Annotated in this window: 27 protein-coding genes; 3 read left to right on the top strand and 24 right to left on the bottom strand. The window is 67.1% G+C overall.

The features are described 5' to 3' along the window. Positions 1-19: 19 nt before the first annotated feature. The 17 genes from rpsH to K377_RS15015 form a co-directional block, all read right to left on the bottom strand. A complete protein-coding gene (rpsH, locus tag K377_RS15100) occupies positions 20-418 on the bottom strand; it encodes a 30S ribosomal protein S8 (RefSeq protein WP_018528360.1) in 399 nt (132 codons plus the stop codon). 213 nt (positions 419-631) lie between these two features. Beyond that, positions 632-817 carry a type Z 30S ribosomal protein S14 gene (locus K377_RS15090; RefSeq protein ID WP_003948630.1) on the bottom strand — a complete coding sequence of 62 codons (186 nt, stop codon included), beginning with the start codon at positions 815-817 and terminating at the stop codon, positions 632-634. 5 nt (positions 818-822) lie between these two features. After that, the gene (gene rplE / locus K377_RS15085) at positions 823-1,380 is read right to left on the bottom strand and encodes a 50S ribosomal protein L5 (protein ID WP_018528359.1); all 558 of its coding nucleotides are present in this window, start codon (positions 1,378-1,380) and stop codon (positions 823-825) included. Further along, complete coding sequence (rplX, locus tag K377_RS15080) at positions 1,380-1,703, bottom strand: 50S ribosomal protein L24 (RefSeq protein WP_016645174.1); 324 nt, start codon at positions 1,701-1,703, stop codon at positions 1,380-1,382. Before rplX ends, rplE begins: the two co-directional genes overlap by 1 nt. A 2-nt stretch (positions 1,704-1,705) precedes the next feature. Next, positions 1,706-2,074, bottom strand: a complete 369-nt coding sequence (rplN, locus tag K377_RS15075) for a 50S ribosomal protein L14 (protein WP_003974257.1) — start codon at positions 2,072-2,074, stop codon at positions 1,706-1,708. A gap of 113 nt (positions 2,075-2,187) precedes the next feature. After that, positions 2,188-2,472, bottom strand: coding sequence for a 30S ribosomal protein S17 (rpsQ, locus tag K377_RS15070; RefSeq protein ID WP_111663851.1), 285 nt, complete (start codon positions 2,470-2,472; stop codon positions 2,188-2,190). Next, the gene (gene rpmC / locus K377_RS15065; RefSeq protein ID WP_003974259.1) at positions 2,472-2,696 is read right to left on the bottom strand and encodes a 50S ribosomal protein L29; all 225 of its coding nucleotides are present in this window, start codon (positions 2,694-2,696) and stop codon (positions 2,472-2,474) included. The genes rpsQ and rpmC overlap by 1 nt, the downstream gene beginning before the upstream one ends. Next, entirely contained in the window at positions 2,696-3,115 is a 420-nt protein-coding gene (gene rplP, locus K377_RS15060; protein WP_055553500.1) for a 50S ribosomal protein L16, read from the bottom strand. The genes rpmC and rplP overlap by 1 nt, the downstream gene beginning before the upstream one ends. Before the next feature lie 5 nt (positions 3,116-3,120). Then, entirely contained in the window at positions 3,121-3,960 is an 840-nt protein-coding gene (gene rpsC, locus K377_RS15055; protein WP_111663850.1) for a 30S ribosomal protein S3, read from the bottom strand. Then, positions 3,960-4,307, bottom strand: coding sequence for a 50S ribosomal protein L22 (gene rplV / locus K377_RS15050; RefSeq protein ID WP_111663849.1), 348 nt, complete (start codon positions 4,305-4,307; stop codon positions 3,960-3,962). The genes rpsC and rplV overlap by 1 nt, the downstream gene beginning before the upstream one ends. Before the next feature lie 42 nt (positions 4,308-4,349). After that, positions 4,350-4,631, bottom strand: coding sequence for a 30S ribosomal protein S19 (rpsS, locus tag K377_RS15045; protein WP_111663848.1), 282 nt, complete (start codon positions 4,629-4,631; stop codon positions 4,350-4,352). A 12-nt stretch (positions 4,632-4,643) separates the two neighbouring features. Beyond that, positions 4,644-5,480 (bottom strand): 50S ribosomal protein L2, encoded by an 837-nt coding sequence (rplB, locus tag K377_RS15040; RefSeq protein ID WP_111663847.1) that lies wholly within the window; start codon positions 5,478-5,480, stop codon positions 4,644-4,646. 38 nt (positions 5,481-5,518) lie between these two features. Next, positions 5,519-5,938, bottom strand: coding sequence for a 50S ribosomal protein L23 (gene rplW, locus K377_RS15035; protein WP_111663846.1), 420 nt, complete (start codon positions 5,936-5,938; stop codon positions 5,519-5,521). Continuing rightward, entirely contained in the window at positions 5,938-6,591 is a 654-nt protein-coding gene (rplD, locus tag K377_RS15030) for a 50S ribosomal protein L4 (RefSeq protein ID WP_111663845.1), read from the bottom strand. Before rplD ends, rplW begins: the two co-directional genes overlap by 1 nt. An 8-nt stretch (positions 6,592-6,599) precedes the next feature. After that, positions 6,600-7,244, bottom strand: coding sequence for a 50S ribosomal protein L3 (rplC, locus tag K377_RS15025; protein ID WP_111663844.1), 645 nt, complete (start codon positions 7,242-7,244; stop codon positions 6,600-6,602). Positions 7,245-7,260: 16 nt separating this feature from the next. Further along, a complete protein-coding gene (gene rpsJ / locus K377_RS15020) occupies positions 7,261-7,569 on the bottom strand; it encodes a 30S ribosomal protein S10 (protein ID WP_003948644.1) in 309 nt (102 codons plus the stop codon). Positions 7,570-8,009: 440 nt separating this feature from the next. Beyond that, positions 8,010-8,603 (bottom strand): MarR family winged helix-turn-helix transcriptional regulator, encoded by a 594-nt coding sequence (locus tag K377_RS15015; protein ID WP_237551330.1) that lies wholly within the window; start codon positions 8,601-8,603, stop codon positions 8,010-8,012. On the opposite strand from K377_RS15015, the gene K377_RS15010 reads away from it, so the two are divergent. The 3 genes from K377_RS15010 to K377_RS15000 all read left to right on the top strand — a co-directional run bounded on the left by K377_RS15010 (position 8,602) and on the right by K377_RS15000 (position 12,872). Further along, positions 8,602-10,101: an MFS transporter gene (locus K377_RS15010; protein ID WP_111663843.1), complete on the top strand. Its 1,500-nt coding sequence runs from the start codon at positions 8,602-8,604 to the stop codon at positions 10,099-10,101. The genes K377_RS15015 and K377_RS15010 overlap by 2 nt on opposite strands. 214 nt (positions 10,102-10,315) lie before the next feature. Then, positions 10,316-12,340 carry a PIG-L family deacetylase gene (locus K377_RS15005; protein ID WP_111663842.1) on the top strand — a complete coding sequence of 675 codons (2,025 nt, stop codon included), beginning with the start codon at positions 10,316-10,318 and terminating at the stop codon, positions 12,338-12,340. 94 nt (positions 12,341-12,434) lie between these two features. After that, the gene (locus K377_RS15000; RefSeq protein WP_111663841.1) at positions 12,435-12,872 is read left to right on the top strand and encodes an ATP-binding protein; all 438 of its coding nucleotides are present in this window, start codon (positions 12,435-12,437) and stop codon (positions 12,870-12,872) included. Positions 12,873-12,975: 103 nt separating this feature from the next. Here K377_RS15000 and tuf read toward each other — a convergent pair whose 3' ends face one another. The 7 genes from tuf to rpoB form a co-directional block, all read right to left on the bottom strand. Beyond that, entirely contained in the window at positions 12,976-14,169 is a 1,194-nt protein-coding gene (gene tuf, locus K377_RS14995; protein WP_111663840.1) for an elongation factor Tu, read from the bottom strand. A gap of 153 nt (positions 14,170-14,322) precedes the next feature. Continuing rightward, positions 14,323-16,449, bottom strand: coding sequence for an elongation factor G (fusA, locus tag K377_RS14990; protein WP_111663839.1), 2,127 nt, complete (start codon positions 16,447-16,449; stop codon positions 14,323-14,325). A 39-nt stretch (positions 16,450-16,488) separates the two neighbouring features. Next, positions 16,489-16,959 (bottom strand): 30S ribosomal protein S7, encoded by a 471-nt coding sequence (gene rpsG / locus K377_RS14985; RefSeq protein WP_111663838.1) that lies wholly within the window; start codon positions 16,957-16,959, stop codon positions 16,489-16,491. Between the two features lie 2 nt (positions 16,960-16,961). After that, a complete protein-coding gene (gene rpsL / locus K377_RS14980; RefSeq protein ID WP_003948652.1) occupies positions 16,962-17,333 on the bottom strand; it encodes a 30S ribosomal protein S12 in 372 nt (123 codons plus the stop codon). A gap of 350 nt (positions 17,334-17,683) precedes the next feature. Continuing rightward, a complete protein-coding gene (locus tag K377_RS14975) occupies positions 17,684-18,169 on the bottom strand; it encodes a DUF1707 and DUF4190 domain-containing protein (RefSeq protein ID WP_111664165.1) in 486 nt (161 codons plus the stop codon). A gap of 175 nt (positions 18,170-18,344) precedes the next feature. Then, complete coding sequence (locus K377_RS14970; RefSeq protein ID WP_111663837.1) at positions 18,345-22,244, bottom strand: DNA-directed RNA polymerase subunit beta'; 3,900 nt, start codon at positions 22,242-22,244, stop codon at positions 18,345-18,347. Positions 22,245-22,345: 101 nt separating this feature from the next. Beyond that, complete coding sequence (rpoB, locus tag K377_RS14965) at positions 22,346-25,831, bottom strand: DNA-directed RNA polymerase subunit beta (RefSeq protein WP_111663836.1); 3,486 nt, start codon at positions 25,829-25,831, stop codon at positions 22,346-22,348. Between the last annotated feature and the right edge of the window lie 422 nt (positions 25,832-26,253).

The following is a 26,253-nucleotide window of genomic DNA, read 5'->3' as shown; positions in this document are numbered from 1 at the left end:
TTCCTCCTGTTCCCTTCCGCTACCAGACGTAGGCGAGGACTTCCCCACCCACGCCCTTCTTGCCTGCCTGCTGGCCGGTCAGGAGACCGTGCGACGTGGAGATGATCGCCACGCCCAGGCCACCGAGGACCTTCGGCAGGTTGGTGGACTTCGCGTAAACGCGCAGACCCGGCTTGGAGATGCGCTTGATGCCGGCGATCGAACGCTCACGGTTCGGGCCGAACTTCAGCTCGAGGACGAGGTTCTTGCCGACCTCGGCGTCCTCGACCTTCCAGCCGGTGATGAAACCCTCCTGCTGGAGGATCTCGGCGATGTGCGACTTGATCTTGCTGTGCGGCATAGCCACGGTGTCGTGGTACGCCGAGTTCGCGTTCCGCAGACGCGTAAGCATGTCTGCGATCGGATCAGTCATGGTCATGAATTGGCCTTCGGCCTCTCTCGCCGGGGTTTCCTGTATGCGCCATCCCTCTCCCCACACAGGGGCGGGACGGGTGCGGCGCGGGGACCTACGGCGTAGTAAGTCGGTCAGGGCGGCAGAAGCGCCCAACCCTCCTAGCCTAAGCCATGAGAGCGGGGGCCACTGCCGACCCTTTACTTACCGAGAGATCCAGGCAGTCCCTAAAAGTGGGGACTACCAGGAGCTCTTGGTCACGCCCGGCAGCTCGCCACGGTGAGCCATCTCACGAAGGCAGACGCGGCACAGGCCGAACTTGCGGTACACGGAGTGCGGGCGGCCACAACGCTGGCAGCGGGTGTAGCCACGCACACCGAACTTGGGCTTACGAGCAGCCTTGGCAATCAGAGCCTTCTTCGCCATCTCGCTTACGCCTCCTTGAACGGGAAGCCGAGGTGACGAAGGAGCGCACGGCCCTCAGCGTCGTTGGTCGCCGTGGTGACCACGGTGATGTCCATACCCCGGACGCGGTCGATCTTGTCCTGGTCGATCTCGTGGAACATGACCTGCTCGGTGAGACCGAAGGTGTAGTTGCCACGGCCGTCGAACTGCTTGGGGGACAGACCACGGAAGTCGCGGATGCGCGGAAGCGCGAGCGACAGGGTGCGGTCCAGGAACTCCCACATGCGGTCGCCACGAAGCGTGACGTGGGCACCGATCGGCTGGCCCTCACGCAGCTTGAACTGCGCGATGGACTTGCGGGCCTTGGTGATGGCCGGCTTCTGACCCGTGATGGTGGTCAGGTCGCGGACAGCACCGTCCATGAGCTTCGAGTCACGCGCAGCGTCACCGACACCCATGTTGACCACGATCTTGACCAGGCCGGGGATCTGCATGACGTTCTCGTACGAGAACTCGTCCTGCAGCTTGCCCTTGATCTCGTCGCGGTACTTCTGCTTCAGACGCGGGGAAGTGGTGGTCGTCATCAGATGTCCTCACCCGTCCGCTTGGCAACGCGGATCTTGTTGCCTTCGTCGTCGAAGCGGTAACCGACGCGCGTCACGACCTTGTTGCCGTCCTTCTCCACGACCAGCTGGACGTTGGAGACGTGGACGGGGGCCTCGGTGGTGACGATGCCGCCGGCCTGCGAGCCGGAGGCGGTGGGGCCGGCCTTGGTGTGCTTCTTGACCCGGTTGACACCCTCGACCAGGACGCGCTCGTCGCGCGGGTAAGCGGCAATGACCTTGCCCTGCTTGCCCTTGTCCTTACCGGTGATGACCTGGACCAGGTCGCCCTTCTTGATCTTCATGCTTACAGCACCTCCGGCGCGAGCGAGATGATCTTCATGAACTTCTTCTCGCGCAGCTCACGGCCCACCGGGCCGAAGATACGGGTGCCGCGAGGGTCGCCGTCGTTCTTCAGAATGACGGCGGCGTTCTCGTCGAAGCGGATGTACGAGCCGTCCGGACGGCGGCGCTCCTTGACGGTGCGAACGATGACCGCCTTGACGACGTCACCCTTCTTCACGTTGCCACCGGGGATCGCGTCCTTGACGGTGGCGACGATGACGTCACCGATGCCCGCGTAGCGGCGACCCGAGCCACCGAGAACACGGATGGTGAGGATTTCCTTCGCACCCGTGTTGTCGGCGACGCGAAGTCGCGACTCCTGCTGGATCACGTCTATCTCCTGTTTGTCTGCCGGTTCCCCCGGGGCAGTCCAGCGAACTGCACCGCCCCGGGAGCCTGGCGGAACGAACTCTGAGGGGGATCCCCGTCAGAGAGTCTTGCGAATTACTTGGCCTTCTCGAGGATCTCGACGACGCGCCAGCGCTTCGTCGCCGACAGCGGCCGGGTCTCCATGAGGAGGACGCGGTCGCCGACGCCGGCGGCGTTCTGCTCGTCGTGCGCCTTGAGCTTGTTCGTACGGCGGATGACCTTGCCGTACAGCGCGTGCTTGACGCGGTCCTCGACAGCGACGACGACGGTCTTGTCCATCTTGTCGCTGACGACAAGACCCTCACGGGTCTTGCGGAAGCCGCGGGCGGCAGTCTCTTCAGTCACAGTCTTCTCGCTCATCAGGCGCTCTCCACCGTCTCGATGCCCAGCTCGCGCTCACGCATGAGGGTGTAGATCCGCGCGATGTCCTTGCGGACGGCCTTGAGCCGGCCGTGGTTCTCGAGCTGACCGGTCGCCGCCTGGAAGCGGAGGTTGAACAGCTCTTCCTTGGCCTCGCGGAGCTTCGCGAGAAGCTCCTCGTTGCCCAGCTCGCGCAGCTCGGACGCCTTGGTCCCGGCCGACATCACGCCTCACCTGCTTCGCGCTTAACGATCTTGCACTTCATCGGCAGCTTGTGGGCCGCACGAGTCAGGGCTTCACGCGCGATCTTCTCGTTGGGGTACGACAGCTCGAACATCACGCGTCCGGGCTTGACGTTGGCGATCCACCACTCCGGCGAACCCTTACCGGAACCCATGCGGGTCTCGGCAGGCTTCTTGGTGAGGGGACGGTCCGGGTAGATGTTGATCCAGACCTTGCCGCCACGCTTGATGTGACGCGTCATGGCGATACGAGCGGCCTCGATCTGACGGTTCGTCACGTACGCCGGGGTGAGGGCCTGAATGCCGTACTCACCGAACGCAACCTGCGTGCCACCCTTGGACATACCGCTGCGCTTCGGGTGGTGCTGCTTGCGGTGCTTGACCCTACGGGGGATCAGCATTTCGGTCAGGCCTCCGTTCCGGTGCTCTCAGCCGGAGCGGCAGCGGCGGGCGCGTCGGCCTTGGGGGCCTCGGCGGCCGGAGCCGTCTGCTGCTGCGGCTTGCGACCGCGACCGCCACGCTCGCCACCGCGGCCACCACGGCCGGCCGGGCGGTCGTTGCCACCACGGGCCGGGCGGTTGCCGGCGCGGGCAGCGGCGTTCTCGGCGCGAACCTCGGCGATGTTCTTGACGTCGCCCTTGTAGATCCAGACCTTCACGCCGATGCGGCCGAAGGTCGTCTTGGCCTCGAAGAAGCCGTAGTCCACGTTGGCGCGGAGCGTGTGCAGGGGCACACGGCCCTCGCGGTAGAACTCCGAACGGGACATCTCGGCACCGCCGAGACGACCGCCACACTGGATCTTGATGCCCTTGGCGCCCGCCTTCATCGCCGACTGCATGCTCTTACGCATGGCGCGACGGAAGGAGACGCGGGAGGACAGCTGCTCCGCGACGGCCTGGGCCACGAGCTGAGCATCGGTCTCGGGGTTCTTGACCTCGAGGATGTTCAGCTGGACCTGCTTGCCCGTGAGCTTCTCGAGGTCACCGCGGATGCGGTCGGCCTCGGCGCCACGACGGCCGATGACGATGCCGGGACGAGCGGTGTGGATGTCCACACGCACGCGGTCACGGGTGCGCTCGATCTCAACCTTCGAGATACCGGCGCGCTCCATGCCGGACGTCATCATCCGACGGATGGCGACGTCTTCCTTGACGTAGTCCTTGTACAGCTTGTCGGCGTACCAACGCGACTTGAAGTCGGTCGTGACACCGAGCCGGAACCCGTGCGGGTTTACCTTCTGGCCCATTACCGGGTTCCTTCCTTGCTGCTGACGACCACGGTGATGTGGGAGGTCCGCTTGCGGATCCGGTAGGCACGGCCCTGGGCACGCGGACGGAACCGCTTCAGGGTCGGGCCCTCATCGACGAACGCCTCGCTGATGAACAGCGACGAAGCGTCCGGGTGGTCGTAGTTGTGCGCGGCGTTGGCAATGGCGCTGTCCAGCACCTTGCCGACCGGCACGCTCGCGGCCTGCGGGGCGAAACGCAGGACCGCCTGAGCCTCCGTGGCATCCATGCCACGGATGAGGTCCACCACGCGGCGGGCCTTCATGGGCGTGACGCGGATGTACCGCGCCTGGGCCCTGGCTTCCATGGTTGTCCCTTCGGTGTTAGTCATAGTCGATTCCACCCCGCGTTAGCGGCGCTTCGACTTCCGGTCGTCCTTGACGTGCCCCCGGAAGGTGCGCGTCGGCGAGAACTCGCCGAGCTTGTGGCCGACCATCGACTCGGTGACGAACACCGGGATGTGGGTCTTGCCGTTGTGCACCGCGATCGTGTGGCCCAGCATGCTGGGGATGATCATCGAGCGACGGGACCAGGTCTTGATGACGTTCTTGGTACCGGCTTCGTTCTGTACGTCCACCTTCTTTACGAGGTGGCCGTCGACGAAGGGTCCCTTCTTGAGACTGCGCGGCATCTAAACCCGCTCCTAGCGCTTCTTGTTCGACTTGCGGCGGCGGACGATGTACTTGTTGCTCGCCTTGTTGCGATCACGAGTACGACCCTCCTTCTTGCCCCACGGCGAGACCGGGTGACGACCACCGGAGGTCTTGCCTTCACCACCACCGTGCGGGTGGTCAACCGGGTTCATGACGACACCACGCACGGTCGGGCGGACGCCCTTCCAGCGCATGCGGCCGGCCTTGCCCCAGTTGATGTTGCTCTGCTCGGCGTTGCCGACCTCGCCGACGGTGGCGCGGCAGCGCACGTCGACCAGGCGGATCTCACCGGACGGCATACGGAGGTGCGCCATGGCGCCCTCCTTGGCCAGCAGCTGCACGGAGGCACCCGCGGAGCGGGCGAACTTGGCGCCACCACCGGGACGGAGCTCGATCGCGTGGATCGTGGTACCGACCGGGATGTTGCGGAGCGCCAGGTTGTTACCGGGCTTGATGTCGGCCGCCGGGCCGTTCTCCACCACGGCACCCTGCGCGAGACCGCGCGGGGCCAGGATGTAGCGCTTCTCGCCGTCCGCGTAGTGCAGGAGGGCGATGCGGGCGGTGCGGTTGGGGTCGTACTCGATGTGAGCGACCTTGGCCGGCACGCCGTCCTTGTCGTGACGACGGAAGTCGATCACGCGGTAGGCGCGCTTGTGTCCGCCACCCTGGTGGCGAACGGTCACGCGACCGGAGTTGTTACGACCGCCCTTGCTGTGCAGGGGGCGGACCAGCGACTTCTCCGGCGTGGACCGCGTGACCTCGACGAAGTCGGCGACGGAGGAGCCACGGCGGCCCGGCGTCGTCGGCTTGTACTTGCGGATTCCCATTTCTCAGTCCTCGTCCGATATTCGGACCGGGCGCTCCGTTAGGAGGCCTGGCCGAAGATGTCGATACGGTCGCCCTCAGCAAGGGTCACGATCGCGCGCTTGGTGTCGGCACGCTTGCCGAACCCGGTGCGCGTGCGCTTGCGCTTGCCCTGACGGTTGATCGTGTTGACGCCGGTGACCTTGACCGAGAAGACCGCCTCGACGGCCTGCTTGATCTGGGTCTTGTTGGCGCCGGGGGCCACGATGAACGTGTACTTGCCCTCGTCGAGAAGCGCGTACGACTTCTCGGAGACGACCGGCTTGACGAGAACGTCGCGCGGGTCCGAGAAGGACTTGCTCAGCGGCGTGGGCTCGACAGCGATCTTGCCCTCGGTGGCGATGCGCTTCGCCTTGGCGACGCGCGCGGCCTTGGCGGCCTTGGCGGCCTTCGAGGCGATGCTCGGGTGACGCGTAGCCATCAGGCCTCGCTCCCTTCGGTGTCAGCGGCCTTGGGGCCAGACACGAAGGACTCGAAAGCGGCCTGGGTGAAGACCACGTCGTCCGAGACGAGAACGTCGTACGTGTTCAGCTGGCCCGGCTCCAGGATGTGGACCTGGGGCAGGTTGCGGGCGGAGAGCCACGCGGCCTCGTCGGCGCGGTCGACGACCAGGAGCAGGTTCTTGCGCTCCGAGATCTTGCCGAACAGCGTCTTGGCGGCCTTCGTGGAGACCTCGCCCTCGACCACGCCGGAGACGACGTGGATGCGAGCGTTGCGGGCCCGGTCGGTGAGGGCGTGACGCAGCGCGGCAGCCTTCATCTTCTTCGGGGTCCGCTGCGAGTAGTCACGCGGCACGGGACCGTGCACGACGCCACCACCGGCGAACTGCGGCGCGCGGGTCGAGCCCTGACGGGCGCGGCCGGTGCCCTTCTGGCGGTAAGGCTTCTTGCCACCACCACGGACTTCGCCACGGGTCTTGGTCTTGTGCGTGCCCTGGCGGGCAGCGGCCAGCTGCGCGACTACGACCTGGTGAAGCAGCGGAACGCTGATCTTCTCGACGGCGAAGATCTCCGCGGGGAGCTCGACCGTCCCGGTCTTGTCGCCTGCCGGCGAAAGGATGTCAACAGTGCTCATCGGTTACCTCAGGCCCCCTTGGCCGCGGTGCGGACCAGGACGAGGCCGCCGTTCGGACCGGGAACCGCGCCCTTGATGAGCAGCAGACCCTTCTCCGCGTCAACGGCGTGGACGGTCAGGTTCTGGGTGGTGACCCGCTCGTTGCCCATACGGCCCGCCATGCGGAGGCCCTTGAACACACGGCCGGGGGTGGCGCAGCCACCGATCGAGCCCGGCTTGCGGTGCACGCGGTGGGCACCGTGCGATGCCTTGCCACCGGCGAAGTTGTGACGCTTCATGACACCGGCGAAGCCCTTGCCCTTGCTCTTGCCGGTCACGTCCACCTTGATGCCGGACTCGAAGGTCTCAGCGGTGATCTCCTGGCCGAGGGTGTACTCGGAAGCGTCCGAGGTACGGATCTCGACGAGGTGACGACGGGGGGTGACGTCGGCCTTGGCGAAGTGGCCCTTGAGGGGCTTGTTCACCTTGCGCGGGTCGATCTCGCCGAACGCGATCTGGACGGACTCGTAGCCGTCGACATCGTTCGTGCGGACCTGGGTCACGACGTTGGGGCCGGCCTTGACGACGGTGACCGGAACAACACGGTTGTTCTCGTCCCACACCTGCGTCATGCCGAGCTTCTCGCCCAGGATGCCCTTGATCTGCTTAGCCATTATCGATCACCGGCCCTTAGAGCTTGATCTCGATGTCGACACCGGCCGGGAGGTCGAGTCGCATCAGAGAGTCAACGGTCTTGGGGGTGGGGTCGAGAATGTCGATCAGGCGCTTGTGCGTGCGCATCTCGAAGTGCTCGCGCGAGTCCTTGTACTTGTGCGGCGACTTGATGACGCAGTACACGTTCTTCTCGGTAGGCAGCGGCACCGGGCCCGCGACCGACGCACCAGTGCGGGTCACCGTCTCGACGATCTTCTTCGCCGAGGAGTCGATGACCTCGTGGTCGTAGGCCTTGAGCCGGATGCGGATCTTCTGTCCCGCCATGGCTACTTAGTAGTCCTGTCTCTCGAACGCTCTGGCTCCTGGGGGCCCTGTTTCACACTTCCTCCGACCCACGCGGTCGGGCGTGTCGCGGTCTTGCTGACAGAAATATCCGTATGGATTTCCCTGCTACAGGAACCGCGGCCCGAGGCCGCAAGGCTGGGGGAAGAAACCCACCAGGTGCCTGGTTGGAGTTCCGCGCTGAGCTTCCCGAAAGATTCCCGTACGTCCGCCCCAGTGCTGCCGCAAGCGACAGATAGGGCGACGAGTACTGTGGGACTCGCTTCCGGTCCTCCCGACGGGAGGCGCACAGCATCGGCACTCAACCGAGCAACCCCGCTAGTCTGCCATACGGGGCATGTCCGGGGCCAATCGGGCCGTAGAGACTACCCCGAGAGTGACGAAGGTCAAACCCGCGGCGACGGCTCCCGCGCGCAGGGCCGCTATCTACCCGCGTGCGCCAGGTACAGCGTGCGCAGCGTCTCGGTCAGCGCCGCGGCCGACTGCTCGTCCAGCGGCGCCAGATAGGCCCGCTCCGCCTCGATCCGCGCCCGGTCCGCGTCACGCTGGCAGGCGACGCCCGCGGGCGTGAGCGCCACGACGTTGCGCCGGCGGTCCACCGCGCTGCGGCGGCGCTCCACCAGCCCCTTGCCCTCCAGGGCGTCGATGAGCGCGACCATCGTCGTGCGGTCCACCCCGACCAGCTGGGCCAGTTCGTGCTGCGAGCGCTCCTCGCCGTCCGCCGCGATGACCGACAGCACGCCCACCTCGCGCGGATTCACGCCGTACGGCTCCAGCGCCTCGGCGAGCATCCCGGACAATTGGTGAAAAGCGTGCTTGACGAGGTACCCGAGGCGGTGCGTGAGGGGCGCCGCGAAAAAGGGATCGTCCGTCATGCCGCATAGCGTATCCTGATTCTGATAGTCAGCGATACTGATGATCAGGCTCTGTGCAGAGCCCCGGCCGCCGCGCCCCTTCTTCGCGCGGCGCGCGCCCACCTCCTTCACGCGACCCACAGGAAGCGACACCTCGCCCATGAGCGACTCCATATCCGTCGGCGCCAACCGGACGGCGCCGGCCTCCCCCGCCGCACCGGCGGCCGATGCGCCCGACCCCCGCCGCTGGTGGGGCCTGGTCGTCATCGCCCTGGCCCAGCTGATGGTGGTCCTCGACGCGACCATCGTGAACATCGCGCTGCCGTCCGCCCAGACGGCCCTCGGCATGTCCGACGGCAACCGCCAGTGGGTCATCACGGCCTACACCCTGGCGTTCGGCGGCCTGCTGCTGCTCGGCGGCCGGGTCGCCGACCTCGTCGGCCGCAAGCGCACCTTCATCATCGGCCTGATCGGCTTCGCGCTCGCCTCCGCGATCGGCGGCGCCGCGCAGAGCCCCGGCATGCTGTTCGGCGCGCGTGCCCTCCAGGGCGTCTTCGGCGCGATCCTCGCCCCGTCGGCGCTGTCGCTGATGACCACGACGTTCACCGACCCGCGCGAGCGCGGCAAGGCGTTCGGCATCTACGGCGCGCTCGCGGGCGCGGGCGGCGCCGTCGGCCTGCTGCTCGGCGGCATCCTCACCTCGTACCTGAACTGGCGCTGGTGCCTGTACGTCAACATCCCGATCGCGATCGTCGCCGTCATCGGCGCCGTGATGCTGCTCCACGACCGCGCGGGCCACAAGGACATCAAGCTCGACGTGCCCGGCGTGATCCTGGGCTGCGGCGGCCTCGTCGCGATCGTCTACGGCTTCTCGGAGGCCGAGCCGCGCGGCTGGGGCGACTCGATGGTCGTCTCGCTGCTGATCGGCGGCGCGGTGCTGCTCGTGGCGTTCGTCCTCTGGCAGAGCCGCGCCAAGTCGCCGCTGCTGCCCCTGCGCATCCTGAAGGACCGCAACCGGGCCGGCTGCTTCCTGACCATGGGCCTGGCCACGATCGGCATGTTCGGTCTGTTCCTGTTCATGACCTACTACCTTCAGGGCATCCTCGGCTACTCGCCGGTCCGCACCGGTCTGGCCTTCCTGCCGATGTCGGTCGCGATCATCATCGGCTCGACGCAGATCTCGGCCCGCCTGCTGCCGAAGGTCCCCGCCCGCGCCCTGATGGTCCCGGGCATGGTGCTGGCCGCCGGCGGCCTGCTGATCCTCACCCAGCTCGGCGTCGACTCCTCGTACGCCACCCACGTCCTGCCCGCCGAGCTGATCCTCGGCCTCGGCATGGGCCTCACCTTCATGCCGGTCTTCTCCACGGCGACGAGCGGCATCCGCCCGCAGGACGCCGGTGTCACCTCCGCGATGGTCAACACCTCGCAGCAGGTGGGCGGTTCGCTGGGCACGGCCCTGCTGAACACCATCGCGACCTCGGCCACGGGCTCGTACATCGCGACCCACATGACCGACCCGTCGAAGAAGGACCAGGTCGTCGCCGCGGGCATCGTCCACGGCTACACCCACGCGATCTGGTACGCGGTGGGCGCCATGCTCCTCGCGGGCATCTGCGCGGCCGTCCTGGTCGACGCCAAGCCCCAGGCGGCCCGGCACTGACGACCTGCCGGATCTCCTGACGGTGCCCCCGTCCTCGTACGCCGAGGACGGGGGCACCGTCCGTTCTCGCGCCCCCGTGAGGGTGAACGGAACATGTACGCGCATGGAACCCGCGCACCCCGGCGACCCTCTCTCCAGGTGAACCACCGGAACACCTGAACAGAGGCGAGCGCACCACCGACCGCTGCCTCGACAGCGGACGGAGCACGCCCTCATGCGGAATCGACCTGCGATACCGAGGCCCGAAAAACCCCTTGAGAGAAGTTTGTCCCGGCGGTCCGTCGTCCTCGGCGGTGGCGCCGCTCTCGCCACCGCCGGCGGACTCACCGCCTGTGCGCGCGACGTCTCCGCTCCCCCGCCGCACCTCACCGCCCCCTCCCCCGCCTCCGGCCTGCCCGCGGCCCAGGCCGAGCGCGCCCTTCTCCTCCAGGTCCTGGCCCACCCCGACGACGACCTGTACTTCATGAACCCGGACGCCCAGCACGCCTTCGGCACCGGTACGCCGCTGGTCTGCGTGTACGTCACCGCGGGCGAGGCCGACGGACGCAACAAGACGCCCGACGACCGGCAGCCCGCCCCGAACAAGGCCGCCTACTCCGCCGCCCGCCACCAGGGCCTGCGCCAGTCCTACGCGACCCAGCTCGGGCTGCCCGTCTTCACCCGCTGGGACGTGACCGCCCTGCGCCTGCGCAGCGGCGTCCAGGTGGAGGTCAACTCCCTCGAACACCGGGGCCGCCGCGTCGAGTTGGTCCATCTCGACCTCGCGATGCACACCCCGGCGGGCCACATGGGCGTCCCCGCGCTGTGGCGCGAGCCGGGACTCCTGCTGCACACGCTCGTCCCGGACGGCTCCCCGCTGCGCACCGTCCAGACGTACGACCACGCCACGCTGACCGGCGTCCTCGTAGAGCTCTTCGAGCGCTACCGGCCCACCCTGGTGCACACCCTCGACCCGGATCCGGACCTCCAGGCGAGCGACCGGGCCACCCAGATCCGCGACAGCGAACAGCCCGGCTACTCCGACCACGCCGACCACACCGCCGTCGCCTGCTTCGCCTGGGCCGCGCTGATCCGCTGGACGCAGGGCGCGACGTCCGGGCCGCCGGCCGTCGCCGTCACCGCCTTCCGCGGCTACTACAACCACCACTGGCCCAAGAACCTCCCGCCGCAGGTGCTCGCCCCGAAGGCCGCCCATCTCGTCCCCTACGGCGCGGGCCCCGACTGGAGCTGCGGCAACCCGTCGGGCTGCGGCGACTACAACGTGGGCGGCGACCGCCCGCTGACCAACCGCAAGGGCTGGGTCCGCGCCACCCACCACCGCTATCCCGGGCCGCGCCTCACCCTCTTCCCGAAGAGCGACGGGACCCTCACCGCGTACGGCGTGCTGGGGCTGCGGGCGGTGCGGTACGAGGAGCGGGCCGACGGGGAGTTCGGCGGCCCCGTCGATCTCGGCGGCGGCCCGCTCGCCCCGGTCCTCGGCGGCGCCGCCCTGCCCGGCGGCCGCCATCTGGTCCTCGGGCTGCGGTTCGCGGCGATCGGCGGCCGGGGCGCGACGGACGCCCGCGAGATCGTGGCCCTGGAACAGCGCGGGCCCGGCCGGTACGGCTCCTGGACGAGCCTCGGCAACCCCGAGGGCGCCGACGCCGACCGCGGCCGCCGCATCGGCGTCCCGGTGGCGGTCACCGCGCCCGACGGCCGCGTCCATCTCTTCGTCCGCAATGCCGCGCAGGGCGTGAGCACCCGCGTACGGGACACGAACGGCAGCTGGTCGCCGTGGCGGGACCTCGGCGGCGGCCAGGTCCAGGACGGCCTCACCGCGGTCGTCGGCGCCGACCGGCAGGTGCACGTGTACGCCCCGGGCCGCGACACGGTCCATCACTGGACGCCGGACGGTCCCGCCCCGCTCGCGGGCCTGCCCGTCCCCGCCGACCCGATCGCCGCGGCGAACGGCCGCCTCTACTACCGGCCGCCCGCCTCTCCCCGCCTGCTGAGCCCGAACGGCCCGGCCGTGGACTTCCCCGGGTACGGCCCGGTGTCGGCCGCGGGCGACCACCTGCTCGGGCTCGGCACCGACGGCCGCGTGCAGCTCCTGGAGAACGGCCGCGTCATCCGCCCGGCCACCGACCCCGTCACCCTGGACGGACCCTCCCTGGTGGTCGACCGGCACGGCCCGACGGCCGTGGGCCTCTCCCCCGACGCCCGCCCGTGGCTGTGGCGGCCGACGCAGGCGAGGGCCTGAGTTCCGGCCCCTCTCGCCGGGCAGCACGGAGCGTCACTCATTGAGCCCGGTGTGTCCCCTTTCGTGACAAGCGTGGACGCACAGGCTGGGTGACATGAACCAGGACCTCCTCGCCCCACCGCACCGTCCGGCCCTGCACTTCGGCGTCCAGCTGCCTCCCACCCCGCGGGGAGCCCGCCTCGCCCGTCTCCTCGGCACGGAACAACTGCGCACCTGGGACCTGGCGCCTGCGACGGTCGAGCGCGGGGCCCAGGTCCTCGCGGAACTCGCCATCGACGCGATCGGCCACGCCGGCCTCCCGGGCCGCGACTTCCGCGTGGACCTGCACCTCGACGCGGGAACCCTGCGCATCGGGGTCGCCTGCCCCGGCCTCCGCCCGCCGACCGTGCCCCGGCCCGCCCCGCCCGGGGCCGGGGCGGGCCGGGGCCCGCTCCTCGTCACGGCGTTCGCCGACCGCTGGGGAGTCGCCGAGGGCCAGGGCCCGCGCAGGACGGTCTGGGCGGAACTGGATCTGCCCGCACGCACGCCCTGACCGAGGCCGCGGCATGCAAAAGGGCCCGTACGACCGAAGTCGTACGGGCCCTTTCAGAGCTCGCTGGAGCTACCGGGCATCAAGCCCAACAGGTAAGCAGTGCTTACTTGTTGATCTTGGTGACCTGGCCGGCGCCGACGGTCCGGCCACCCTCACGGATGGCGAACTTGAGGCCCTCCTCCATGGCGACGGGCTGGATGAGCTCCACCTTCATCTCGGTGTTGTCACCCGGCATGACCATCTCGGTGCCCTCGGGGAGGGTCACGACGCCGGTCACGTCCGTCGTACGGAAGTAGAACTGCGGGCGGTAGTTGTTGAAGAACGGGGTGTGACGGCCACCCTCGTCCTTCGACAGGATGTACGCCTGCGCCTCGAACTCGGTGTGCGGGGTAACCGAACCCGGCTTGATGATGACCTGGCCGCGCTCGACGTCCTCGCGCTTGATGCCACGGAGGAGCAGACCGACGTTCTCACCGGCCTGGCCCTCGTCGAGCAGCTTGCGGAACATCTCGATGCCGGTGACCGTGGTGGTGGTCTTCTCGGTCTTGATGCCGATGATGTCGACGGTCTCGTTGACCTTCAGGACACCACGCTCGATACGGCCGGTGACGACCGTACCGCGACCGGTGATCGTGAAGACGTCCTCGATCGGCATGAGGAACGGCTTGTCGACGTCGCGCTCCGGCTCCGGAATCGACTCGTCGACGGCCTTCATGAGCTCCAGGACCGAGTTGCCCCACTCCTTGTCGCCCTCGAGCGCCTTCAGAGCGGAGACCTTGACGACCGGAACGTCGTCGCCCGGGAACTCGTACTCGGAGAGGAGCTCACGAACCTCGAGCTCGACGAGCTCCAGGATCTCCTCGTCGTCCACCATGTCGGCCTTGTTCAGGGCGACAACGATGTACGGAACGCCGACCTGGCGGGCCAGGAGCACGTGCTCCTTGGTCTGCGGCATCGGGCCGTCGGTGGCGGCGACCACGAGGATGGCGCCGTCCATCTGCGCGGCACCGGTGATCATGTTCTTGATGTAGTCCGCGTGACCCGGGCAGTCGACGTGGGCGTAGTGACGCGCCTCGGTCTGGTACTCGACGTGCGCGATCGAGATCGTGATACCGCGCTGGCGCTCCTCAGGAGCCTTGTCGATCTGGTCGAACGCGGACGCCTCGTTGATGTCCGGGTACGCGTCGTGCAGCACCTTGGTAATGGCGGCCGTGAGGGTCGTCTTACCGTGGTCAATGTGACCGATGGTGCCGATGTTGACGTGCGGCTTAGTCCGCTCGAACTTCGCCTTCGCCACTGGGTCCTCCTGTGGAGTGGTTCTGTACGCCTTGCTTCATCGGCGCCAGGTGATCTTTGCTGGAAAGCCCGGGCCCGAGGGCATTCAGGGACATACGCCCCTGAATGCCCGGTCGGGCTCCGGAGTCAAGCCTAAAGCGTGAACTCGAGTGAGTTACTCGCCCTTGGCCTTCGCGATGATCTCCTCGGCGACGTTCCGCGGAACCTCGGCGTAGGAGTCGAACTGCATCGAGTAGCTCGCGCGACCCGACGTCTTGCTGCGGAGGTCTCCGACGTAGCCGAACATCTCCGAGAGGGGCACGAGGCCCTTCACGACGCGAGCGCCGCTGCGCTCCTCCATGGCCTGGATCTGGCCACGGCGGGAGTTGATGTCGCCGATGACATCGCCCATGTAGTCCTCGGGCGTGGTGACCTCGACGGCCATCATCGGCTCAAGGAGCACGGGGGACGCCTTGCGCGCGGCCTCCTTGAAGGCCTGCGAACCGGCGATCTTGAAGGCCAGCTCGGAGGAGTCGACCTCGTGGTAGGCACCGTCGAGAAGCGTGACGCGGACGCCCGTCATCTCGTAACCGGCGAGGATGCCGAACTGCATGGCTTCCTGCGCACCGGCGTCCACCGACGGGATGTACTCCCGCGGGATACGGCCACCGGTGACCTTGTTCACGAACTCGTACGACGCCTCGCCGCCCTCGATGGGCTCGATCGCGATCTGCACCTTGGCGAACTGACCGGTACCACCGGTCTGCTTCTTGTGGGTGTAGTCCACGCGCTCGACGGCCTTGCGGATCGTCTCGCGGTACGCGACCTGCGGCTTGCCGACGTTCGCCTCGACGCGGAACTCGCGCTTCATGCGGTCGACGAGCACCTCGAGGTGGAGCTCACCCATACCACCGATGATGGTCTGGCCGGTCTCCTCGTCCGAGTGCACCTGGAAGGAGGGGTCCTCCTCCGAGAGACGCTGGATGGCGACACCCAGCTTCTCCTGGTCACCCTTGGACTTCGGCTCGATGGCGACCTGGATGACAGGCGCCGGGAAGTCCATGGACTCCAGGATCACCTGCTGCTTGTCGTCACAGAGCGTCTCGCCCGTGGTGGTCTGCTTCAGACCCATGACGGCGACGATGTCGCCGGCGCCCACCGACTCGATCTCCTCACGCTTGTTCGCGTGCATGCGGTAGATCTTGCCGATGCGCTCCTTCTTGCCCTTGACGGGGTTCAGCACCGCGGTGCCGGACTCCAGGCGGCCCGAGTAAACCCGGACGAAGGTGAGCTTGCCCAGGTGCGGGTCGCTCATGATCTTGAACGCGAGGGCGGCCAGCGGCTCGTCGTCCGACGGCTTGCGCTTGACGACCAGCTCGGGGTCCTTCACGTCGTGGCCCTCGATGGCCTCGACGTCGAGCGGGGTCGGCAGGTAGCGCACGACGGCGTCGAGCAGGGGCTGAACGCCCTTGTTCTTGAACGCGGTGCCACAGAACACGGGGGTGACGGTGGTGTCGCCGCCCTTGCCGGAGGCGATGGTGATGCGACGCACGGCGGCGTGCAGCTGCTCGACGGTGGGCTCGGTGCCCTCCAGGAACAGCTCCATCATCTCTTCGTCGTTCTCGGCGACGGCCTCGAGCAGCTTGCCGCGGTACTCCTCGGCAGCCTCGGTGTGCGTGGCCGGGATGTCGACGATGTCGTACGCCTCGCCCTTGGCGGCCTCGGCCGACCAGACGAACGCCTTCATCGTGACGAGGTCGACGACACCCTGGAAGTCGGCCTCGGCACCGATCGGGAGCTGCATGACCAGCGGGGTCGCACCGAGGCGGTCGACGATCATGTCGACGCAGCGGTGGAACTCGGCACCGGTACGGTCCAGCTTGTTCACGAAGCAGATGCGCGGCACGCCGTAACGGTCGGCCTGACGCCACACCGTCTCGGACTGCGGCTCAACGCCGGCGACACCGTCGAACACCGTCACAGCACCATCGAGCACACGCAGGGAGCGCTCCACCTCAACGGTGAAGTCGACGTGCCCGGGGGTGTCGATGATGTTGATCGTGTAGTCGTCGTTCTCGAGCGGCCAGTGACAGGTGGTGGCAGCAGAGGTGATCGTGATGCCACGCTCCTGCTCCTGCTCCATCCAGTCCATCGTGGCAGCGCCGTCGTGGACCTCACCGATCTTGTACGAGACGCCGGTGTAGAACAGGATCCGCTCGGTCGTCGTCGTCTTGCCCGCGTCGATGTGAGCCATGATGCCGATGTTGCGCACCTTGGCCAGGTCAAGTGAAGTGGTAGCCATAAGGCTTCAGTCTTCTCTCGGTCTCGATGTGGGTAGCGACTACCAGCGGTAGTGCGCGAAGGCCTTGTTGGACTCGGCCATCTTGTGCGTGTCCTCGCGCTTCTTGACGGCAGCGCCGAGGCCGTTGGAGGCGTCGAGCAGCTCGTTCATCAGACGCTCGGTCATCGTCTTCTCGCGACGGGCGCGGGAGTAACCGACGAGCCAGCGGAGCGCGAGGGTGTTGGCGCGGCCGGGCTTGACCTCGACCGGCACCTGGTAGGTCGCGCCACCGACACGGCGGGACTTGACCTCGAGGGTCGGCTTGATGTTCTCGAGCGCGCGCTTCAGCGTGATGACCGGGTCGTTGCCCGACTTCTCACGCAGGCCCTCCATGGCGCCGTACACGATGCGCTCGGCGGTGGAGCGCTTGCCGTTCAGCAGCACCTTGTTGATGAGGGAGGTCACCAGAGGAGAACCGTAGACCGGGTCGATGATGACCGGGCGCTTCGGGGCGGGGCCCTTACGAGGCATTCTTACTTCTCCTTCTTGGCGCCGTAGCGGCTGCGGGCCTGCTTGCGGTTCTTGACACCCTGGGTGTCGAGCGAACCGCGGATGATCTTGTAACGAACACCGGGCAGGTCCTTCACACGGCCACCACGCACGAGCACGATGGAGTGCTCCTGCAGGTTGTGTCCCTCACCCGGGATGTAGGCCGTGACCTCGATGCCGCTGGTCAGACGCACACGCGCGACCTTACGGAGGGCCGAGTTCGGCTTCTTCGGGGTGGTCGTGAACACACGCGTGCAGACGCCGCGACGCTGGGGCGAACCCTCGAGTGCGGGCGTCTTGTTCTTCTCGACCTTGTCCTGCCGGCCCTTCCGGACCAGCTGCTGGATCGTAGGCACTACTTCTCCGGTTTCTGTGTGCCGAGTAGTAAAGCTAACCTGGAACTTTGCCGACCCACGCGGTCGGGTGTGTCGAATACTGCAGACCCCCGCTCAAGAGCGGGAAGCGGCAGATTGCGGTGGCCGTGATCAGATTGAGCGACCTGATCCGGACTCGCCGTGCGGCTGATGACACGCACACGAGCCCAGGCACACCCCAGGCACAAGGTCTGAGCGTACCTACCTCACGGACTTCGGTCAAAACAAATGCAGCCCACTCCGACACGCCGGACTTCTCGCCCCCGCGTGCGGCATTCGCCCCGGTAGTCGGGGGTTTCCGGAGCGTGGCCGGATCGCGCCCCGGACCCGCCTCAGCCGGAACCCGAGCTCGCGACCCCGATCATGATGATGAGCAGCAGAAACGCCCAGCCGACGATCCACAGCCAGCCGAGCACGATGCCGCCGACGGCCATCCCGTCCCCCTGCTCCTGGGTGCGACGGATCTCACCCCGCGCCATGTGCCCGAGGACGACCGCCGGGATCGCGGTGAGCCCCCCGCAGAAGAACGTCCCCACGCCACAGGCCAGCGCGCCGATCGCCTTGCCGTTGGTGGGCGGCGCCGGGGCCGGCAGAAAGGTCCGCGGAACCGGCGCCATGTGCCCCGCCATGGGCGCCTGCTGCGGCCCCACGGGCCCCTGCGGCAGATCCGCGACGAGCGTGCTCAGCTCCCCCACGGTGCGCGCCTGATAGGCCCGCTCCACCCGCTTCTCGTACTCCGCCTGCTGAAGCCGCCCCTCGGCGAACCCGGCCCGCAGCACATCGACGGCCCGCTCCCGGTCGGAGTGCGCGGCCAGCATCGAAGCCTGCTGGTTCTGCTGCGGCGGCCAGGGCGCCGGCTGCCATTGCGGATTCGACACGAGACCACTTCCCCCGGAATGAGCTGATGTGCACTCCATCATGCGGCAACACGCCGCAGGGCGGCCACCCCGAACTCCCCGGGATGACCGCCCTGCGGTTCAAACAGCTGCTCGCTTACTGGTTGTACGGACCGTAGTCGTAGTCCTCCAGCGGAACGGCCTGGCCGGAGCCGGTGCCGAACGGCGAGTAGTCGATGTCGTCGTAGCCGACGGCCGAGTACATCGCGGCCTTGGCCTCCTCGGTGGGCTCCACCCGGATGTTGCGGTAGCGGGACAGACCCGTACCGGCCGGGATGAGCTTACCGATGATGACGTTCTCCTTGAGGCCGATGAGGCTGTCGGACTTGGCGTTGATCGCCGCGTCCGTCAGCACTCGGGTCGTCTCCTGGAAGGAGGCGGCCGACAGCCAGGACTCCGTCGCCAGCGAGGCCTTGGTGATACCCATCAGCTGCGGACGGCCGGAGGCGGGGTGACCGCCCTCGGTGACCACACGACGGTTCTCGGTCTCGAACTTCGAGCGCTCGACGAGCTCGCCCGGCAGCAGCTCTGCGTCGCCGGACTCGATGATCGTCACGCGGCGCAGCATCTGCCGGATGATGATCTCGATGTGCTTGTCGTGGATCGACACACCCTGCGAGTTGTAGACCTTCTGGACCTCGCCGACCAGGTGGACCTGGACGGCACGCTGACCCAGGATGCGCAGCACGTCGTGCGGGTTGGTGGCACCCACGGTCAGCTTCTGGCCGACCTCGACGTGGTCGCCCTCGCCCACGAGCAGACGGGCACGCTTCGAGATCGGGAACGCCGTCTCGTCGCTGCCGTCGTCCGGGGTGACGACGAGCTTCTTGGTCTTCTCGGTCTCCTCGATGCGGACGCGGCCCGCGGCCTCGGAGATCGGGGCGACACCCTTCGGCGTACGAGCCTCGAAGAGCTCGACGACACGGGGCAGACCCTGGGTGATGTCGTCACCGGCCACACCACCGGTGTGGAAGGTACGCATCGTCAGCTGGGTACCGGGCTCACCGATGGACTGGGCGGCGATGATGCCGACCGCCTCACCGATGTCCACCAGCTTGCCGGTCGCCAGCGAGCGGCCGTAGCAGAAGGCACAGGTGCCGACCGCGGACTCGCAGGTGAGGACCGAGCGGGTCTTGACGACCTCGACACCGTGGGCGACCAGGGCGTCGATGAGGACGTCACCCAGGTCGACGTTGGCCGGCGCGATGACCTTGCCGTCGACGACGATGTCCTCGGCGAGCATGCGGGCGTACACGCTGGTCTCGACGTCGTCGGCCTTGCGCAGGACGCCGTCCTCGCCACGGGTGGCGATGGTCAGCTTCAGACCGCGGTCGGTGCCACAGTCCTCCTCGCGAATGATGACGTCCTGGGAGACGTCGACCAGACGACGGGTGAGGTAACCGGAGTCGGCGGTACGCAGGGCGGTGTCCGCCAGACCCTTACGAGCACCGTGCGTCGAGATGAAGTACTCCAGCACCGACAGGCCTTCGCGGAACGAAGCCTTAATCGGACGCGGGATCGTCTCGTTCTTGGCGTTCGACACCAGACCACGCATACCGGCGATCTGACGCATCTGCATCATGTTTCCTCGGGCACCCGAGTCAACCATCATGAAGATGGGGTTGGTCTTCGGGAAGTTCGCGTTCATCGCCTCGGCGACCTCGTTGGTCGCCTTGGTCCAGATCGCGATGAGCTCCTGAGTGCGCTCTTCCTTCGTGATGAGACCGCGCTCGTACTGCTTCTGGACCTTCTCGTCCTGCGCCTCGTAGCCCGCGACGATCTCCTTCTTCGCCTCGGGAACGACGACGTCGGAGATGGCCACGGTGACACCGGAACGGGTCGCCCAGAAGAAGCCGGACGCCTTCAGGTTGTCGAGCGTCGCCGCCACGATGACCTTGGGGTAGCGCTCGGCCAGGTCGTTGACGATCTCGGAGAGCTGCTTCTTGCCCACCGAGTAGTCGACGAACGGGTAGTCCTCGGGCAGCAGCTCGTTGAAGAGCGCGCGGCCCAGGGTCGTGCGCAGCCGGAAGCTGTCGCCCGCCTGGTACTCGGGCTCGCCCTCCTCGGCCACCGGCGGGGTCCAGCCGCGCGGCGGGATGGTGCCCACCGGGAAGCGGATGTCGACCGGCGACTGCAGCGCCAGCTCGCCGGCGTCGAACGCCATGATCGCCTCGGCGACGGAGCCGAACGCGCGGCCCTCGCCCTTGGTGTCACGGAGCTCACCGTCGGTGGTGAGGAAGAACAGACCGAGGACCATGTCCTGGGTCGGCATCGTCACCGGACGGCCGTCGGCGGGCTTGAGGATGTTGTTCGAGGACAGCATCAGGATGCGGGCCTCGGCCTGCGCCTCCGCGGAGAGCGGCAGGTGGACGGCCATCTGGTCACCGTCGAAGTCCGCGTTGAACGCGGTGCAGACGAGCGGGTGGATCTGGATGGCCTTGCCCTCGACCAGCTGCGGCTCGAAGGCCTGAATGCCGAGGCGGTGCAGGGTGGGAGCACGGTTCAGCAGAACCGGGTGCTCGGCGATGACCTCTTCGAGGACGTCGTACACGACCGTGCGGCCGCGCTCCACCATGCGCTTGGCGCTCTTGATGTTCTGCGCGTGGTTCAGGTCGACCAGGCGCTTCATCACGAACGGCTTGAAGAGCTCCAGCGCCATGGCCTTGGGCAGACCGCACTGGTGCAGCTTCAGCTGCGGGCCGACGACGATGACGGAACGCGCCGAGTAGTCGACTCGCTTACCGAGCAGGTTCTGACGGAAACGACCCTGCTTGCCCTTGAGCATGTCGCTCAGGGACTTCAGCGGGCGGTTACCGGGACCGGTGACCGGGCGACCACGACGACCGTTGTCGAAGAGGGCGTCCACGGCCTCCTGGAGCATGCGCTTCTCGTTGTTCACGATGATCTCGGGCGCACCGAGGTCGAGAAGGCGCTTCAGGCGGTTGTTGCGGTTGATCACGCGGCGGTACAGGTCGTTCAGGTCGGAGGTCGCGAAGCGGCCACCGTCCAGCTGCACCATCGGACGCAGGTCCGGCGGGATGACCGGCACGCAGTCGAGCACCATGCCCTTGGGGCTGTTGCTGGTCTGCAGGAACGCGGAGACGACCTTGAGGCGCTTGAGCGCACGGGTCTTCTTCTGGCCCTTGCCGGTACGGATGATCTCGCGGAGACGCTCGGCCTCCTCCTCGAGGTCGAAGGTCTCCAGGCGCTTCTGCAGCGCCGCGGCACCCATCGAACCGTCGAAGTACGTGCCGAAGCGGTCGCGCAGCTCGCGGTAGAGCAGCTCGTCGCCCTCGAGGTCCTGGACCTTGAGGTTCTTGAAGCGGTTCCACACCTCGTCGAGACGGTCGATCTCGCGCTGGGCGCGGTCGCGCAGCTGCTTCATCTCGCGCTCGGCACCCTCGCGCACCTTGCGGCGCACGTCGGCCTTGGCACCCTCGGCCTCGAGCTCGGCCAGGTCGGTCTCGAGCTTCTTGGCGCGGGCCTCCAGGTCGGAGTCGCGGCGGTTCTCGACCTGCTGACGCTCGACCTGGACGTGCGCCTCGAGGGAGGGCAGGTCGCGGGTACGGCGCTCCTCGTCCACGTACGTGATCATGTACGCGGCGAAGTAGATGACCTTCTCGAGGTCCTTCGGAGCCAGGTCCAGGAGGTAGCCCAGACGGCTCGGGACGCCCTTGAAGTACCAGATGTGGGTGACGGGAGCGGCCAGCTCGATGTGGCCCATCCGCTCACGACGCACCTTGGCGCGAGTGACCTCGACGCCGCAGCGCTCGCAGATGATGCCCTTGAAGCGGACGCGCTTGTACTTGCCGCAGTAGCACTCCCAGTCCCGGGTCGGACCGAAGATCTTCTCGCAGAAGAGCCCGTCCTTTTCCGGCTTGAGGGTGCGGTAGTTGATGGTCTCGGGCTTCTTGACCTCGCCGTGGCTCCACTGACGGATGTCGTCAGCGGTGGCCAGACCGATCCGGAGCTCATCGAAGAAGTTGACGTCGAGCACTATGCGTCAATCCCTCTCAGGGTTGTAAGTCTGTGGTCTGAAACGGGGGTCGCGGGGTCGGTGCGGGGGCTCATCCCTGAGCCCCCGCACCGAAACTCCCGTCAGACCTCTTCGACGCTGCTCGGCTCGCGCCGGGACAGGTCGATGCCGAGCTCCTCCGCTGCGCGGAAGACGTCCTCGTCGGTGTCGCGCATCTCGATGGACATGCCGTCCGAGGACAGCACCTCCACGTTGAGGCACAGGGACTGCATTTCCTTGATGAGCACCTTGAAGGACTCGGGAATGCCGGGCTCGGGGATGTTCTCGCCCTTGACGATGGCCTCGTAGACCTTCACGCGGCCGGTGACGTCGTCGGACTTGATCGTCAGCAGCTCCTGGAGGGCGTAAGCGGCGCCGTACGCCTCCAGCGCCCACACCTCCATCTCACCGAAGCGCTGGCCACCGAACTGAGCCTTACCACCCAGCGGCTGCTGGGTGATCATCGAGTACGGACCGGTCGAACGGGCGTGCAGCTTGTCGTCGACCAGGTGGTGCAGCTTGAGGATGTACATGTACCCGATGGAGATCGGGTCCGGGAACGGCTCACCGGAGCGGCCGTCGAACATCCGCGCCTTGCCGGACGGGAGGACCATGCGGTCACCGTCGCGGTTCGGGATGGTGTGCTCCAGCAGACCCGCGAGCTCGTCCTCGCGCGCACCGTCGAAGACCGGGGTCGCGACGTTGGTACGCGGCTCGACGCGGTCGGCACCGATCGCCTGGAGGCGCTGGGCCCACTCGTCGCCGAGGTTGGAGACGTCCCAGCCCTGGCTGGCGAGCCAGCCGAGGTGGATCTCCAGGACCTGTCCCGGGTTCATTCGGGACGGCACACCCAGCGGGTTCAGGATGATGTCGACCGGAGTTCCGTCCTCGAGGAACGGCATGTCCTCGATCGGAAGGATCTTCGAGATAACACCCTTGTTGCCGTGGCGGCCGGCGAGCTTGTCACCGTCCGTGATCTTGCGCTTCTGCGCCACGTAGACACGAACCAGCTGGTTCACGCCCGGCGGCAGCTCGTCGCCCTCTTCACGGTCGAAGACGCGGACGCCGATGACCTTGCCGATCTCGCCGTGCGGCACCTTCAGGGAGGTGTCACGGACCTCACGGGCCTTCTCACCGAAGATGGCGCGCAGCAGGCGCTCCTCCGGCGTCAGCTCGGTCTCACCCTTGGGCGTGACCTTGCCGACGAGGATGTCGCCGGCGACGACGTCCGCACCGATGCGGATGATGCCGCGCTCGTCGAGGTCGGCGAGGACCTCCTCGGAGACGTTCGGGATGTCCCGGGTGATCTCCTCCGGGCCCAGCTTGGTGTCACGGGCGTCGACCTCGTGCTCCTCGATGTGGATCGAGGAGAGGACGTCGTCCTGCACGAGGCGCTGCGACAGGATGATCGCGTCCTCGTAGTTGTGACCCTCCCAGGGCATGAACGCCACGAGCAGGTTCTTGCCGAGGGCCATCTCGCCCTCTTCGGTCGCGGGACCGTCGGCCAGGACCTGACCGGCGATGATCCGCGCGCCCTCGTCCACGACGACCTTCTGGTTGACAGAAGTGCCCTGGTTGGAGCGGGAGAACTTCGACAGGCGGTACGTGGTGTACGTGCCGTCGTCGTTGGTGATGGTGATGTAGTCCGCGGAGACCTCCTGGACCACACCGTCCTTCTCGGCCTTGAGCACGTCACCGGCGTCGGTGGCGCAGCGGTACTCCATGCCGGTGCCGACGAGCGGCGCCTCGGACTTAATCAGCGGCACGGCCTGACGCATCATGTTCGCGCCCATGAGGGCACGGTTGGCGTCGTCGTGCTCGAGGAACGGGATCATGGCGGTCGCGACCGACACCATCTGGCGCGGCGAGACGTCCATGTAGTCGACGTCCGTGCCGGGCACGTAGTCGACCTCTCCGCCACGACGGCGGACCAGCACGCGGTTCTCGACGAACTGGAACTCGTCGTTCAGCGGCGCGTTGGCCTGCGCGATGACGAAGCGGTCCTCTTCATCGGCGGTCAGGTAGTCGACGTCGTCGCCGACCACACCGTCGACGACCTTGCGGTACGGCGTCTCGATGAAGCCGAACGGGTTGATCCGTCCGTACGAGGCGAGCGAACCGATCAGGCCGATGTTCGGGCCTTCGGGGGTCTCGATCGGGCACATGCGGCCGTAGTGCGACGGGTGCACGTCTCGGACCTCGAAGCCGGCCCGCTCACGGGAGAGACCACCCGGGCCGAGGGCGTTCAGACGACGCTTGTGCGTCAGCCCCGACAGCGGGTTGTTCTGGTCCATGAACTGGGACAGCTGCGACGTACCGAAGAACTCCTTGATCGACGCCACCACGGGGCGGATGTTGATCAGGGTCTGCGGGGTGATCGCCTCGACGTCCTGGGTCGTCATGCGCTCGCGCACGACGCGCTCCATACGGGCGAGACCCGTACGGACCTGGTTCTGGATCAGCTCACCGACGTTACGGATACGGCGGTTGCCGAAGTGGTCGATGTCGTCGGTCTCGACGATGATCTCGCGGCCCGACTCGGCGACCGTCTCGGTCTCACCGGCGTGCAGCTTGACCAGGTACTTGATGGTCGCGATGACGTCGTCGGTGGTGAGCACGCCGGCGTCCAGCGGCTCGTCGGCGCCGAGCTTCTTGTTCACCTTGTAGCGGCCGACCTTCGCGAGGTCGTAGCGCTTCGGGTTGAAGTAGAGGTTCTCGAGCAGCGTCTGAGCGGCCTCGCGCGTGGGCGGCTCGCCCGGGCGCAGCTTGCGGTAGATGTCGAGCAGCGCGTCGTCCTGGCCCTGGGTGTGGTCCTTCTCCAGGGTGGCGCGCATGGACTCGTACTCGCCGAACTCCTCCAGGATCTGCTCGGTCGTCCAACCGAGAGCCTTGAGCAGGACGGTGACGGACTGCTTGCGCTTGCGGTCGATGCGCACACCGACCATGTCGCGCTTGTCGATCTCCATCTCCAGCCAGGCACCCCGGGACGGGATGATCTTGGCGGAGAAGATGTCCTTGTCGGACGTCTTGTCGATGGAGGAGTCGAAGTAGACACCCGGCGAGCGGACCAGCTGGGACACCACGACACGCTCGGTGCCGTTGATGACGAAGGTGCCCTTGTTGGTCATGAGCGGGAAGTCGCCCATGAAGACCGTCTGGGACTTGATCTCGCCGGTCTCGTTGTTGGTGAACTCGGCCGTCACGAAGAGCGGAGCGGCGAACGTGAAGTCGCGCTCCTTGCACTCGTCGATGCTGTTCTTCGGCGGCTCGAAACGGTGGTCGCGGAAAGTCAGCGACATCGACCCGGAGAAGTCCTCGATCGGAGAGATCTCCTCGAAGATCTCCTCCAGACCGGACTTGGTGGGGACGTCCTGACCCGACTCAAGAGCCGCCTCGACCCGACTCTGCCAGGCGGTGTTGCCGAGCAGCCAGTCAAAGCTCTCGGTCTGCAGCGCGAGCAGGTTCGGAACCTCGAGGGGCTCCTTGATCTTTGCAAAGGAGATGCGCAGCGGGGCGGTGCTTGCGCCGTTGTTCGTATTCGCGGTCGAGGCGTTGCGCGAGGCGGCCAAGAGGGGGTCCTTCCGAGGGCTCGGACTCACTACGCGCGTACCGGTCCCAAGCCGTGCAGAGGGAAGATAAGCCCTGGTCAGGGCCGAATCAGTCCACTGTGCTCAAGCGAGGGCATGCCCCTGGTGACGGGCAGGGAGCAGCTAACAGGCAGCGCAAAGGGACAGTGTAGCCAGAAGGCCCACTGATGTCCAGTGCGGGTTTTTAGACACCCTCGTTGTTCTCAACCGTTCACTGTGTGCGGCATGCCCTGTACGCGGAGCGCACATCCTTACTGCCCTCTTCGCCGTCGATCCATGCCTCGGAATCGGATCGTGTTGTGACGACGCGTCCTGAGAATTGCGCGCTGCGTGCTGTTCGTCAAGGCCCCCTCTTGGCCGAACAGGGGTGGCGCCAGGCACAACGAAGATCACCATACTCCGCG

The sequence above is a fragment of the Streptomyces sp. PsTaAH-137 genome, assembly GCF_003259365.1.
In the GTDB taxonomy this organism is placed as follows: Bacteria; Actinomycetota; Actinomycetes; order Streptomycetales; family Streptomycetaceae; genus Streptomyces.
The sequence above is the reverse complement of the archived record's forward strand: the minus strand, read 5'-3'. Positions and strand labels throughout refer to the sequence as shown.